Origin of the sequence: Methanolinea mesophila (genome assembly GCF_017873855.1) — an archaeon.
GTDB classification, from domain to species: Archaea; Halobacteriota; Methanomicrobia; order Methanomicrobiales; family Methanospirillaceae; genus Methanolinea_B; species Methanolinea_B mesophila.
On sequence record NZ_JAGGKR010000001.1, the window covers coordinates 2,180,290 to 2,194,274 of the forward strand.

The following is a 13,985-nucleotide window of genomic DNA, read 5'->3' on the forward strand; positions in this document are numbered from 1 at the left end:
CGATCCCGCGGGGACCAGTTTATTTCCCGGTAATCAGGTTACCAGATGGAAAAGCTTTCACTCGTTACGCAGGGAGGCTCTCCCTTTCAGGATCTTCCAGGGGTACTTAAGGAGGAAGATCAGGAGCGCCGCGATGAAGATAAGCGCCGGGATAGGGACGAACGCTGAGATGAGCCCGTACTGGTCTGCGAGGTAACCGTTGACTGCCACCCCCACCCCCCCGGCTCCCATCGCGACCCCAAGCATGACCCCGGAGGCAAACCCGACCCGGTGGGGGGCCAGTTCGTGGGACATGGCGACGGTGATGGCGAAACTTGACCAGAGGAAGAACCCGAAGAGGATGAGTCCTGCGAGCGATGCCCAGCCGTCCGAAAAGATGAAAAGGAAGAACGCAGGAAGGGAGAGCCCCATCCCGGCCAGGACGAACTCCTTCTTTCCATAGACGTCCGAGAGTGACCCGCCGATCACCTGTCCGGCAACTCCGGCGAGGAGCATCAGGGTCACCGCGAGGTCCGCGACGAAGATGTCGTATCCCCTGGTCACCAGAAGCGGGGGGATGAAGGTTATGGCCGAAAATACCGCCCAGGCCCGAAACGTCGCCGCCGCGAAGAGCAGGGTGAGGGGTCGGAGTGATGCGCGTGAATTTTGCCCCGGGGACGGCTGAGGGACGGGGACCGGCTCTGTGCGGGGAAGGATTCTTTTGAGCAGCACCGCCATTACCACGGCAGGGACCAGGAGCACAAGCAGCCCCGGCAGGCCGAAGTACAGGACCAGGGCGCCGGCCAGGAAGGGCCCGAGGGAGTAGCCCAAATTCCCGCCCACCACGAACAGGGAGGTGATCCGCCCCCTGTTCTCCCCGGTCGCAATCCTGCTCACCAGGGAGAGGGCAGAGGGGTGGAAAGACGCATGACCGAGGGCTGCAATGGCGGCAAACGCCAGGAGGACGGCATACCAGGGGATAATACCCATGAACGAGATGAACGTCGCGGAGATGAGAAGGCTAATCCATATCTGGACCTGCCATCCCCTGTTGTCCGAGAGCCAGCCGAAGACCGGCTGGAAGAGTGAAGAGGTGAGGTTGTACGCCGTGACCAGGAGTCCCGCCATGAGGTAGGAATACCCGTAGGTGATAATAAGCAGGGGAATGACTGCCGATATCACCGGCATGTAGATGTCGGTGACAAGATGGGCCAGGAACAGGGAGGAGAGCGCCGGAACCTTGCTCGTCACATGACCCGCCTCAGCACCATGATCTCCACGGGGATCTCCCTGACCTCCCTGGTATGGAACGCGAAGGTCTTTTTTATCGGTATCACGCCCGCGACCACTTCATCCACCACGCCTCTCCCCTGCAGGTACGATGTGAGGAAGGAGCGGGACCCCGCATTGAAGATCCCGTACGTTACCGGTGCGAGCCGGAGGGCGGCATCGATGAAGGGCCGGTCTGCATGCAAAGTCTGGGCCCCGAACGGGGGGTTCATAACCACGGTGTCACCAGGGGGCAGCCCCGCGACCACCGCGGGATCCGCCAAATCCCCCCGCACCAGCCCGACCGTCACTCCCGCGCCGGTTGCATTCCTCTCCGCGACCTCGAGCGCAGCCGGGTCGATATCGATCCCTGTCACCTCGTCCGCTCCGAGGAGGGCTGCCCCCACCGAGAGCACCCCGGTGCCGCACCCCAGGTCGATTACCTTCTTTCCCTCGATATCCCCCCTGCTCCAGGCATGGAAGAGAAGCCGTGCCGCCAGGGGGGCAGGGGTGCGGTACTGCTCCTTCCCGGGATCAGGAGAGGAAAAGCCAGAAAGCCGCTCAAGTTTCATCTCCAGCTGCCGGAGCTTCACCTAGATCAGACCTCGTCTATGGCGTAATCTTCCCATTGGCGCACCCCGCAAAGGATCTCGAACTCCTGCGGGGTAAGTACCGGGACCGGGAACCGGACCTGGTCGTCGTACGAGAGGCGGGGGCATGCGGTATTGACGTACGCACCGAAGCCCAGGTTGAGAAGTTCGCCCGGATCGATCTCCCGGGCCACGACCAGAAACGCCCTGTCGCAGAGCCCGGCCAGGCGCTCTGCGAGTTCTCTCCGGCACTGCCCGGTCTTGGTGCTGACCAGGATACCGAAGCGGTCCGCACGCCGGGCTCGTTCGATAAGGGCGTGGCGGGTGCGGAGCAGGCGCGATGCGTCGATCACTGCCGAGGTCCCGGTAAAGGGGTCAAGGGCTACGACCCGTGCGCCTGTGGCGAGCTGGACCCCGAGGGGATGAAACACCCCGGTGCCGATGTACAGGATCTCTTTCACTCCCGGGACCCGTGCCGCGGAATAGGAGCATCCCAGGATCTGGCCGGGAAGCGGGGTACGTTCGCTCACCTCACCGATCCGTGCCTCGATCCCCCTGTCGCCAAGATACTCGGCCACGCGTGGGAGCTGGTGGGCGTGCTGGGAGGTGGTGACCAGCCCTACCAGGGATTCCCTGAGCAGCGGGATCGCGTGGTCCAGTGACTCGAGAGGAATGTCGACCTCCCAGGGCAGGAAGATTACATCGGGGTGCGTGCCGAGCGGAGTATGTCCGAAATGCACCAGCACGTCCGCAAAAGAAAGGGTGTCGAGGGCCAGGTCGCACGCGCCGTAACAGGGGTCGCCGCTGATCACCACGAAAAACCCTGCGGCCCTGAGGGTTCCGGCGATCTCTCCCGCCTGCCGCTTCAGCCCGGCCGGGAACTGGAGGGCGACCCGGCTGGCCCCACGCTCGTTGAGGAGAGTGACGAGCCTAGAAGTATCGGTCAATCACATGCACCCTGTCGGTGACCTCGATACTGACCAGCGACTTATACGGCCGGCCGATATCGGGGGAACCCCGCTGGATGGCAAAGCAGATGTCGGACACTTCGGCACCCGCGAGGTCGAGCGCACCGAGGATGGCTTTCATGGTTCCGCCTGTGGAGATCACGTCGTCCACGATCGCCACGCGGTCTCCCGGGGAGATGCCGTTCAGGTAGAGTTCGCCCTTCGAATACCCCGTGCTCTGATGGATGGCGATCTCCCCCGGCAGCTTGTATTCCCGTTTCCGCACGATGTTGAGGGGGATATCGGTCATGGTCGAGATAATCGAACCGATATGGATCCCCATCGCCTCGGCGACCAGGATCCTGTGGACCCCGTCGAGGTCGAGCACCTTGATCATGGCGGTGGACACCTCCCGGAGAAGGTCCGGGTCGACGACCGGGACCCCGTCGGTTATCGGGTGGATGAAATAATTATATTCGCCGCGCTTCACCATCGGGCAGGTTTCAAGAGATTTAACCAGTCTTTCAAGCATTTGTCTCACCAATATCCTTCAGGAATTTTTCAATGATGTCAGCGTGCACGTGGGGCATGCACACGATCCGCAGGTGCCCCCTGCGGGTCATCGAGATCCTCCATGGCGGGGGCACCTTCGCCGGGGAGAAGGTCGCCACGTTCACGTCCGGGGTCACCACCCGGGCGATGCCGTAGGCCTCCATACCGTCGATGAGCCGCAGGGTATTCTTCATGCACCCCCTGACGAGGGCCTCCATGCCTTCCCGGCCCAGGTACTCGAGTACCGCGAGCGCCCCCACCACCGGGGCCCCGGGCCGGGTCCCCGAGAGGGTGAACTCCTGCTTCACGGTGAGGTAGGGAGTGTCCACCGAGAGGGAGCATACCAGTTCCGGATCCCGGACAAGGAGGCACCCCGACGGGATGGTGGAAAGCCCCATCTTATGAGGATCCACCGCGATGCTCCGCACACCCGGGAGGGAAAAGTCGAACGGGAGGGGTCTTTCCAGGAAGGGGATCACCATCCCCCCGAACGCGGCGTCCACGTGCAGGTGGATATCGCGTTCCATCGCGAGCAGGGAGAGCTCGGTGAGAGGGTCCACCATCCCGTACTCGGTGGTCCCTGCGATCCCCACCAGGCAGCAGGTCTGGTCGTCCGTCGCTTCCGCGGCGGCCTGCACGTCCATCCTGTAGTGCTCGTCCAGGGGGATGCACCGCATCTCCATACAGAGTATTTCGCAGGCTTTTTTGAAGGAAAAGTGTGCGGATTCGGGGAGTACCACGTTAGGCCGGGTTTTCTTCGAGGTCATCTTCGCGATCCGCAGGGCCTGGATGTTGGACTCCGTGCCGCCCGAGGTGGCGTACCCGCAGGCATCGGGGTGATGGAAGAGCTCGCCCAGCGTCCGGATCAGCAGGTGCTCGAGACTCGAGGTGCCCTGGAACAGCCCGGGATCCCCGAGGTTGGTCTCCATGAACATGGTGTGCGCCCGCACCGCGACAGGGTGGGGGAGCGTGCACATCGACGAGAGGATGTACTCGTGGCAGGTGTCCTCTCTCTTTTTGGACGCGAGAAAAGAGAAGAGGTCTTCCTCAGTCCGCCCTTTATACCGCATTATTTCGTCTCGCGCTCTCCAGGATGATGCGCTGCTCGGTCCGGGCCACGGTCTCCCTGATCTTCGGGACGGCATCGATGTTCGCGGAAACGCTGGTGATCCCGTGCTCCACCAGCCATTCCACCATGGGGGGCTCGGACCCTGCCTGGCCGCAGATGGAGATCTCGACCCCGTACTCCCTGCAGACCTGTATTGCGTCGTGGATGAGGGAGAGCACCGCCGGGTGCTTGGGGTTGTACATCCCTGCAACGTTCTCGTTGTTCCTGTCTATGGCAAGGGTGTACTGGATCAGGTCGTTCGTCCCGAACGAGGCGAACTTGATCCCTGCCTGGACAAAATCCTCGATCATGACGGCGCTCGCCGGTATCTCGATCATGACGCCCAGGGTGGCGGCATCCACGTCCACACCCCACTCGCCCATCATGTCCCGTGCCCGGATGAACTCGTCGGGATGGGAGACCATGGGGAACATCACCCCGAGGTTGTCGTACCCCTGCTCCCACAGTCTCTTGAATGCCTCGACCTGAAGCCTGAACTGGTCCGGGCTTTGCAGGTCGCGGCGGATTCCCCGCCATCCGAGCATGGGGTTGTGCTCGATCGGCTCATCCTCACCGCCGGCCATGTTCCGGAACTCGTCGGTAGGGGCGTCGAGCGTGCGCACCCAGACCGGCTTTCCATAGAACGCATCGAGCACGGTCTTGATACCGAGGTACAGCTCCTGGACGAAGTCTTCTTCCTTGTTGTTGGCGATGAACCAGCCCGGGGTGCGGTTCAGGCCGAGGATGAGATGCTCTATCCGGAGCAGCCCGACCCCGTCCGCCCCCGTCGCCGCGGCCCGTGCGGCCGCTTCAGGCATGGACACGTTCACTTTCACGCTGGTGGCGGTGATAATCTTCGGCGCCGCAACCGCGACCTGCGCGGGGGCAGCCTGGGCCGTTTTCTGTTCCATGGCTCCCTCGTAGATCAGCCCCTTCTCACCGTCCACGGTGATCACCTGTCCGGGTTTGAGGATCGCGGTGGCTTTCTTGGTGCCGACTACCGCAGGAGTCCCGAGTTCCCGGCTCACGATCGCCGCATGGCAGGTCATGCCTCCTTCATCCGTGACGATCGCCGCGACTTTTCGCATTGCCGGCACCATGTCGGGATTGGTCATCCTGGTGACCAGGATGTCGCCGTCCCTGATCTTTCCGGAATCCTTGACATCGCTCACGATCACCACCTTGCCGCTCGCAATCCCCGGCGACGCTCCCTGACCCTGGAGGAGGATCCTGCCGGTCGAACCTTCGTGCCCTGCGCCCGCCGCGGACTCGCCCGATTTGATCGTGGTGATGGGCCTCGACTGGAGGATATAGATCTCTGTGCCCACGATGCCCCACTCCACGTCCTGGGGCACCCCGTAGTGGTCTTCGGCGATCTTTCCGAACGTGGCGAGGCGGGTGACCTCGTCGTCGGAGAGGAGGACCTTCTCCTGCTTCGCTTTCGGTACGGGGATGGTCTTTGTCCCCTTTTCACCGTCGGAGACGATCATGGTCGTCTTATGGGCAACGAGACGGTCGATGACCTTCTCGGTCCGCTGGTCGCAGACGTACTTGTCGGGCGAGACCGATCCCGATACCACCGCTTCGCCGAGGCCCCAGGACCCCTCGATGATGGTGAGCGGTTCGCCGGTCACCGGGTGGGAGGTGAACATCACCCCGGCTTTCTCGGAACGGACCAGCTGCTGGACCACCACCGCGATATTCACGCTCCGGTGGTCGAACCCCTGCCGTGCGCGATAGTATATCGCCCGCCCGCCATACAGGGAGGCCCAGCACTTCTGCACCGCATCGAGAAGGTCACTGCCCCCCCTGATGTTCAGGAAGGTGTCCTGCTGTCCGGCGAAACTGGCGTCGGGGAGGTCCTCGGCGGTGGCGCTGGACCGTACCGCGACCACCATGCCCGAGGGGTCCATTCTTTTATAGGCATCCAGGATCTCCTTCTGGATGTCTTTCGGCATCTTCGCCTTCATGACCGCGGATTTTGCCTTCTCTGCCGATTTTTCCAGTGCTTCGGCATCTTCGACGTCAAGGGTGTCCATCCCGGAGAACAGCGTGTCTTCGAGCCCGGTTTTTTGCAAAAATTTCCGGAACGCGTGGCTGGTCACCACGAACGCCCTCGGGACGGGAAGTCCGATGGCGAACATTTCCCCAAGAGATGCTCCTTTCCCCCCTACCGAAGCGATATCTTCTTTTCGTATCTCCTCAAGCCACAGGATATCCGGCATTTGTGTCATGCACGCACCACTATAATCTCCGCGTGATCTGGTTAATAAATTATCATCGCCCGCCCGATCGGAAACCGTTATCTGGTTATTCTTCCGTGGAAAGGATCGGGGGGAGAACAACCATGAAATGGTAGCAAGCCGATACATGGTAGGGTTTTATTGTGAAGTCTAAGATACTGGTCAGCGACCCGCTGGCCGAGGAAGGACTGGAGATCCTCCGGCAGGAGTTCGATGTCGACGTGAAGACCGACCTCACGGAAGATCAGCTCGCGGCGATCATCGGGGAGTACGACGCCCTCCTGGTCAGGAGCGGCACCGAGGTCACCGCCCGGATAATCGCGGCCGGGAAGAGACTGCGGTTTATCGGGAGAGCCGGGGCCGGGGTGGACAATATCGATATGGACGCCGCCACCCGGGCGGGGATCATCGTGGCGAATGCGCCGGAGGGGAACACGCTCGCGGCGACCGAGCACACCATGGCCATGATGCTCTCCCTGGCGCGCAACATTCCCCAGGCGAATGCCTCTTTGAAGAAGAAGGAATGGAAGCGGTCGAAGTTCATGGGGGTCGAGCTGAACGAGAAGACCCTGGGGATTATCGGGCTCGGCCGGATCGGGCGCGAGGTCTCGAAGAGGGCGCTCGCACTCGGGATGCACGTGGTGGGGTACGACCCCTTCATCACCAGGGAAAAGGCCGCCCAGATCGGGGTGGAAGCGATGTCGCTCGACGAGGTGATCCGGGTATCGGACGTGATCACCGTGCACACCCCCCTGATCAAGGAGACCCGGCACGTAATAAACGCAAAGAGCATCGCCACCATGAAGGACGGTGTGCGGATCATCAACTGCGCCCGCGGGGGCATCATCGACGAGAAAGCACTCTATGATGCGGTGAAATCGGGCAAGGTCGCCGGGGCGGCCCTCGACGTGTTCGAGGAAGAACCTCCGCTGGAATCTCCCCTGCTCGAACTCGACAACGTCGTCGTGACCCCGCACCTCGGGGCGAGCACCGTGGAGGCCCAGCAGAACGTTGCGGTATCCATCGCCAGGCAATGCGGCTCGGTACTGAAGGGAGGGACGGCGAAGTATATCGTCAACGCACCGATGGTCCCGCCCGAGCAACAGGACACCATCGAGTCGTTCGCCTACATCGCGGAGAAGATGGGCCGGTTCCTCACCCAGCTGGTCGAAGGGCGGATGGAGAAGGTTGAGATGATCTACTCGGGCGAGCTCGGGAAGGCAGGACAGAACACCCGGTTCATCACCCGCATGGCCTTAAAAGGCCTGCTCGACCCCATCCTCCAGGTGCCGGTCAATATCGTAAACGCCGAGTTCGTGGCGAAAGAACGCGGGATCGCCCTTTCGGAGACGAATAACGACGAGTCCCAGGGCTTCAAGAGCCTGGTGACCATCAGGGTAAAGACCGACAAGACGACCGAGACCATGAGCGGGACGGTCTTCATGAAGGGACGCAGCCGGATCGTTGCTATCGGCGGCTACACGATGGACATGATCCCCGAAGGGTTTGTCGTCGTTTCCCGCCACCTGGACAAGCCGGGGGTCATCGGAAGGGCCTCGACCATCCTCGGGAAAGGCGATGTCAATATCGCGGGAATGCAGGTAGGGAGAATCAACCCCGGAGAGGAGGCGATAATGGTCCTGAACGTGGACAGCGAGGTCTCCGAGGAGATGATGGACCAGATCCGCTCGATGCCCGGTATTTTTACCGCCAAGTTCGTACGGCTGTGATTATTCAGCCGGGATTCTTCAAATATTGGGCAGGATGGACATAATTGAATCCATCTTTGGATTTTTTATAAAATTGTATTTTTTGAAAATGTATTTTTTTTGAAAATATATAAAGCGGCATACACGACAATTGAACATAGTATAGGGGGGCCCATGAACGCTTCAGCGATACAAGAGAGATTGCCATTCTTAAAAAATTTCACCAGATTGATTTTTATTTTTTTTATCGTTTATGGCTTTATTACTAAATTTTTCATCTCTCTCTATCTGAGCCTGGATAGCGATTCTGTTGGAATGGGTCTTATGTCGATGGAAATCGGGAAACATTACAACTTTTTGTTGTCCGGGTACCACCTGCTCTCCACCGACAGCCTCGTCTTAACCGAGTTGATCCCATTTCAACTGGTTCCTCAAATCCTTACAAATTATAATCCTGTCGCACTAAAACTGGTTGTTTTTTTTATTTTCATCCTGGCAGTGTTCCTTCTTTCTTATCTTGTCTATCTTGTTACCAAAGATACAACGGCCACCCTTTTATTCGGAGCATTAGCGGCAAATATTCCTCCTGAAGGATACTTTTGGTATACATATCCGACTACCCATAACGCGACTATTGTGTTTGGAGCGCTAATCCTCATCCTCCTGTGTGTGATGAATACTCGAATGAGAACTCATAAGAAGGGCGAAGGTGCGCATAGGGAAATGAACAGTTCGAATCTGAATATTTCCTGGTCGCATTTCATTGCATTACTGGTACTGGTCTTTTTATCCGTTTTTTCCGATTCGATTATATTGGTCTGGATCCTTATACCGTGTATTATAGCCCATATCCTTGTATACCCGGCAAAAGGATATGCGGGGAATTTTATTATCCTTCTAATGGGGGTCGTGGCGGTTATCGCCTATGTAATCAAGACGTTTTTTATACCCGGTTGGATCAAGGGAAATTTTGGAATACATAGCATTTCAGATATTTTCCTGGTGAATATTCCCCTCTACCTGAAAGCTCAGGCAATGTTACTGAACACCGGGTTATACCATTTGATGGGCGGGAGGGAAATAAACATTGTCGATATTCTCTCAATCCTCCTGTTTGCGGTGTTAATCCTGTATACTCTCCTGAATATGGTGAAGGATTTCAAAAAAGGTTCCACAGGAAAGAGGTTTTTTTATACAATATTTGTCACATCGATTGTCCTGATTGTGGTATCTTTCCTCATCTCGACATATGTATACGATATAACGGGAGCACGATATCTGACGTTTGGAACACTGGCCATCCTCATACTTGTGGCTGCCTCCTCTTCGGAAGGAGGAAAATCGTTTACAGTGATTGTTGTGGCCTTTCTGATTCTTTCGGGCATTTCCAGTTTCGCATATGTATCCAACCTGGATCCCAACCCAAACGAGAGAGAATATGACCTTATCTCATTCCTGGAGGATCAAAACCTGATGTATGGGTATGGCACATACTGGGACTCAAATATTATCACATACCTTTCAAAAGAGAAAGTGACGATACGGCCGACGTATTTTTTACCTGACAGCATTCGCCCGTTCCTGCTGAACGCCTGTGACAGGTGGTGGGAGTACCGACCAGAAAGTGCTTTTTTACTGGTTGATACAACCAGAAACGATGAGTATCAGGCAGAGTTGCCTTCACTGAGAGAAAAATGGAATCTTTCAAAAGTGTTCCATTATAGAGATTACGATATTTATCCCATTACATTAAAATAGCGATAGTCCGGGGATGACGACACCTTCCCAGGAGGAAAAAGATTCATGGCATGGTACGGTCTTCCGCTCTGGTGCCGATTCATTCGGCCAGCGAGATTGAATTCCTCCATTTACCGCGAGTGCCTTGAGAAGATTTTGTGCCTTTTTCAGTTGAGCAGGATTCCCGGTATTTTGAAGTAAATGTTTCCCTTAGCCGGCTTAAAATGTATGATAGATTGAAATCAAAAAAATCGGTCCATATTGCCCCAGACACAAGAAAAGAAAATAATTTAATAGTACCGAGACCCACGTTAGAGAGCATCTTGCTGATTGATGCGGGCTCGTGGTCTAGCTGGCTATGACGTCGCCTTGACATGGCGGAGGTCAGGAGTTCGAATCTCCTCGAGCCCATTCTTTTCGAACGTCTTCTTATGAGATCTTTTTTTCCCGACGCGCCGCCACTTTGTGTGATTATGTCATCCCCGGGATTCGGAACAAAATGGAGATCGAAGACTATTTTAGTACATTTTCGGGTCTGCGGGTATCGCGATCTTCGCGTAACGCGATATGGTCCCTGCGATCATTACCCCGGGTGAAAAAAACGGGTAACGGTTATCGTCGCAGTATCCCGGCCAACACCGTGATCACCGCGATTATCAGGAACGCGACCCCTGCGTACCAAAGATTGAAGGTCAGGAAGAAGACGATGATAGCGATGATCGCGGCAGGAAGCAGCATCCAGATCACCCGGAGAATCAGGAGGATGATCAGAATGCCGATGATTACCAGCGCCAGGAATCCCACGGTTGCTGCGATGTCCATGATACCTCTTCGTTCAGGAGGTAAGGAATGAATAAATACCTTTCGAGTTTGGCATAGAGTGGACCACTCATGAGTTGCCGGATAGGCTGGTCTCAAATATTTCCCGGACAGAATATGCCTGAAACATGAATGACCGGCCATCGATAAGTGACGAGCGGGTGATGATGCGATGGATGCAGTTCGAGCTCGGGAAAGTCAACCGGGGCATCGTCACCGAAAGAAAGAGACTCTCCGACCTTCTTGCCGAGGACCGCCCGGTGTCAAGTACAAAAGAAGGGAAAGAATACCGGTTTGACAAAGAAGATCTCGCCCGTTTTGCAGAGGGGCTTTCCGAAGATCTCCGGAGGAGGCTGAAACTCCCGGTACTCTTTTACTGCACCGCGGATGTCCCGGACAGCTGCATGCTCGCCGATGAAGGAGCGGCGGAGGCGCTCCGGGCAAAAAACGAGATAAGCCCGCTCCGTAGCTTCGAGCAGGGACGGCTCTGGATATCCAGGCCTATCGCATTCGCCATACTCCGGAAATACCCTACCCTTTTCCAGATGGTCCTGAGATAGGGTTTTCTCTTCCGCGTTCCGTGGGAGATGCCGGGTCACGGAGTGCGCGGGGTCGCGGTCGGTTCATGTACCCGAATACCTTATTTTGACCTGTTGTGCACACTATATCATGCGCCGAATTGCCGTCGTCACCCTGGTTATTATCGGAATCGCCGTTCTTTTCTCTGTAGCGCCGGTTATCGCTTCGGACTGCGGGTGCGGAGGTCTCCCCGACAACAGCCCCCCCGACGGGTGGGATACTCCGGGGAGTTTCTCCGGGGGAGGGGGTTCCGATACGGGCGGAGGCAGTTCTGATTCCGGGTCCGATACCGGCGGTACCGGCGACGCGACCGGCGGGGATCAGGCGGGGGGTGATTCCGGCGGATCGGACGGAGGTACATCCGGCGGCGCCACCTCAGACGGCGGGTCGGACAGTTATTCCTCATCCGGAGGAGATTCCGGATCGTATTCCGGGGGTACGACATCCGTGCCGGGGGCCGGATCCGCGGAGGACGCGGCGCTCCTGGTGAGCAGGGCCAGGACCTCTCTCCAGCAGGGCAGTTACGACGAATCGCTCAAGGCGTTCAACATGGCAATCGCCGCGGACCCGGGCCTTATGGCAGCCTGGATGGGAAAAGCCGAGGCTGAGGAGCTGCTCGGGAACTACGCCGACGCCGTGAGGTCGTATACCCGGGCGGCCAGGCTCGACCCCGGCGATGCGGACCCGTGGGTGGGGATAGGAACTGCGTACCTTGCAGCAGGAGACTACCAAAACGCCATCGTCTCGTTTGACAGGGCGCTGGTGATCCACCCGGGTCTCGCGGAGGCATCGGAGGGCCTGGCCCTGGCGGACCAGCTGAACGTAACCGTAGGGGCCAGCACCGTCGTAATGGATGACGTCACTCCGGCTCCCGGTGACGACGGCCAAATCCAGGCCGACCCGACCGGGACATCGGCCCCGGCGGATACCCCGGGGGAGATCGAAGCACCCGGGGAACCTCTTTCGGTCTCCGTCCCGGGGAGCGCTCCGTCATTGCTGCCCATGCTCGCGGCGATCATGGCGTTTGCCGTGATCATGTACCGGAAGCGGGCGTCCTGACCGTGAACCCGGATATTCCCTCCCCCGGAAACCTCCTCGTCACCGGGCCTCCGGGAGTGGGAAAGACCACCCTCATCATCTCTCTCCTCCCGTACCTCGAATTATACCGCCCCGTGGGATTTTATACCCGTGAGATCAGGGAAGGGAGCGTACGGACCGGTTTCGAACTGGTGTCCCTGTCGGGTGGGACGATGCTGCTCGCCCACACCTCGATCCGAAGCCGGGACCGGGTCGGAAGATACGGGGTGGATGTCGTCGGTTTCCGCGGGTATATCGAAGGTCTCAGGGAATCACTGCCCGGTCACGGTATGGTCGTCATAGACGAGATCGGAAAGATGGAGGTGCTCTCCCGGGAGTTCCGGGAGATGCTGCTCGATGTCCTGGACCGCCCGACACCGCTGTTGGCCACGATCGCGAGGAAAGGAGACCATTTCATTGAGCGGATAAAAGAAAGGCCGGATGTGTGCATAATCGGGATAACCCGGGAAAACCGGGGTGAACTTACCGGAACCCTGCTTCCGGTCATCCGGGCGATGATGGTGCAGGCAGGAACCGGTTTTCCGGAAAAATCATGACAGACTTCTAAAAAACCTTTATTTTCCGGATCGTTCTCTAAAAACCATATCCCGGATTCATTCTGAATCGTATGCCGGTCACACGAGCCCCTCTTCCCGTGCCTGGAGGAGGAGGGTCACCACCTCTTCGTCGTGCAGGTCGTGCCATCGCCTGTAGGCGTCGGCCACCGCGAAACTGTATGAGGTCCTGATGTTCAGGCAGACGAGGGTGTCGGTAAATGGTGCGAGCCACTTTGCGGTGGAGAGCGACCCGGTGGGGACTGCGACGACCACCGACGAGGGCCCCTGCTCCCGCACCGCTTCTACCGCCGCCTTCATGGTGTATCCCGAGGCGAGACCGTCGTCTGTCAGGATCACTTCCCGGTCCCGGAGGGAGGGGAAGGGAGCGTCCCGGGTGAATTTGTGCAGGCGTTCCCTGACATTCTCCCTGCTGATCTCGAGGGCGGCATCGATCTCGGCCTCGGTAAGGCGCAAAGATTTCATCAGTTTCTCATTAAAGAGGACCCTGCCGTCCCAGGTCACGGCGCCGAACCCTGCCTCGGGGTTCCAGGGGATCCGGAGTTTTCTCACCACTGCCGGGACGAGAGGAGCAGAAAAGGCCCTTGCGACCTCGAGGCCGACCGGTACCCCTCCCGCAGGAATGGCACAGACGACCGGGGTAGTGAACTGCAGGCGTTCCTTTAGAAATCTGGCAAGGCTGCTGCCTGCGTCCTGCCTGTCCTGGAATACATACACCCTGTCACGGAGTTCCGTATCTTCGATGATCCCGGGCACTTCACCACCTCGTGAGTGAGCATCTCCTTCCTCACCCATTAATAT

Annotated in this window: 13 protein-coding genes and 1 tRNA gene; 6 read left to right on the forward strand and 8 right to left on the reverse strand. The window is 58.2% G+C overall.

All coding sequences use genetic code 11. The features are described 5' to 3' along the window. Positions 1-57: 57 nt before the first annotated feature. The 6 genes from J2741_RS10380 to ppsA are packed head-to-tail and all read right to left on the reverse strand — an operon-like array spanning position 58 to position 6,679. Positions 58-1,230, reverse strand: a complete 1,173-nt coding sequence (locus tag J2741_RS10380) for an MFS transporter (protein ID WP_342452259.1) — start codon at positions 1,228-1,230, stop codon at positions 58-60. After that, entirely contained in the window at positions 1,227-1,841 is a 615-nt protein-coding gene (locus J2741_RS10385; protein WP_209675183.1) for an METTL5 family protein, read from the reverse strand. Before J2741_RS10385 ends, J2741_RS10380 begins: the two co-directional genes overlap by 4 nt. A 5-nt stretch (positions 1,842-1,846) precedes the next feature. Further along, positions 1,847-2,785: a diphthamide biosynthesis enzyme Dph2 gene (dph2, locus tag J2741_RS10390; RefSeq protein WP_209675184.1), complete on the reverse strand. Its 939-nt coding sequence runs from the start codon at positions 2,783-2,785 to the stop codon at positions 1,847-1,849. Continuing rightward, positions 2,769-3,317 carry a hypoxanthine/guanine phosphoribosyltransferase gene (hpt, locus tag J2741_RS10395; RefSeq protein WP_209675185.1) on the reverse strand — a complete coding sequence of 183 codons (549 nt, stop codon included), beginning with the start codon at positions 3,315-3,317 and terminating at the stop codon, positions 2,769-2,771. Before hpt ends, dph2 begins: the two co-directional genes overlap by 17 nt. Beyond that, complete coding sequence (gene mfnA, locus J2741_RS10400) at positions 3,310-4,407, reverse strand: tyrosine decarboxylase MfnA (RefSeq protein WP_209675186.1); 1,098 nt, start codon at positions 4,405-4,407, stop codon at positions 3,310-3,312. The genes hpt and mfnA overlap by 8 nt, the downstream gene beginning before the upstream one ends. Further along, on the reverse strand, positions 4,397-6,679 hold the full coding sequence (gene ppsA / locus J2741_RS10405; protein ID WP_280897446.1) for a phosphoenolpyruvate synthase: 2,283 nt from the start codon (positions 6,677-6,679) through the stop codon (positions 4,397-4,399). Before ppsA ends, mfnA begins: the two co-directional genes overlap by 11 nt. A 152-nt stretch (positions 6,680-6,831) precedes the next feature. Here ppsA and serA point away from each other — a divergent pair, with 152 nt between their 5' ends. From serA to J2741_RS10420, 3 genes are all read left to right on the forward strand, one after another. Beyond that, positions 6,832-8,418 carry a phosphoglycerate dehydrogenase gene (gene serA, locus J2741_RS10410; RefSeq protein ID WP_209675187.1) on the forward strand — a complete coding sequence of 529 codons (1,587 nt, stop codon included), beginning with the start codon at positions 6,832-6,834 and terminating at the stop codon, positions 8,416-8,418. 153 nt (positions 8,419-8,571) lie between these two features. Then, entirely contained in the window at positions 8,572-10,155 is a 1,584-nt protein-coding gene (locus tag J2741_RS10415) for a hypothetical protein (RefSeq protein WP_209675188.1), read from the forward strand. Positions 10,156-10,471: 316 nt separating this feature from the next. Beyond that, positions 10,472-10,545 (forward strand) — tRNA-Val (locus J2741_RS10420). Positions 10,546-10,746: 201 nt separating this feature from the next. On the opposite strand, the gene J2741_RS10425 is transcribed toward J2741_RS10420, so the two are convergent. Continuing rightward, on the reverse strand, positions 10,747-10,956 hold the full coding sequence (locus J2741_RS10425) for a hypothetical protein (protein WP_209675189.1): 210 nt from the start codon (positions 10,954-10,956) through the stop codon (positions 10,747-10,749). 125 nt (positions 10,957-11,081) lie between these two features. Here J2741_RS10425 and J2741_RS10430 point away from each other — a divergent pair, with 125 nt between their 5' ends. The 3 genes from J2741_RS10430 (at position 11,082) to J2741_RS10440 (ending at position 13,166) form a co-directional block, all read left to right on the forward strand. Then, positions 11,082-11,513 (forward strand): DUF61 family protein, encoded by a 432-nt coding sequence (locus tag J2741_RS10430; RefSeq protein ID WP_209675190.1) that lies wholly within the window; start codon positions 11,082-11,084, stop codon positions 11,511-11,513. 109 nt (positions 11,514-11,622) lie between these two features. Beyond that, complete coding sequence (locus J2741_RS10435) at positions 11,623-12,591, forward strand: tetratricopeptide repeat protein (protein ID WP_209675191.1); 969 nt, start codon at positions 11,623-11,625, stop codon at positions 12,589-12,591. A 2-nt stretch (positions 12,592-12,593) separates the two neighbouring features. Next, complete coding sequence (locus J2741_RS10440) at positions 12,594-13,166, forward strand: nucleoside-triphosphatase (protein ID WP_209675192.1); 573 nt, start codon at positions 12,594-12,596, stop codon at positions 13,164-13,166. A 78-nt stretch (positions 13,167-13,244) separates the two neighbouring features. On the opposite strand, the gene J2741_RS10445 is transcribed toward J2741_RS10440, so the two are convergent. Next, the gene (locus tag J2741_RS10445) at positions 13,245-13,940 is read right to left on the reverse strand and encodes a phosphoribosyltransferase (RefSeq protein WP_342452260.1); all 696 of its coding nucleotides are present in this window, start codon (positions 13,938-13,940) and stop codon (positions 13,245-13,247) included. Positions 13,941-13,985: the final 45 nt, after the last annotated feature.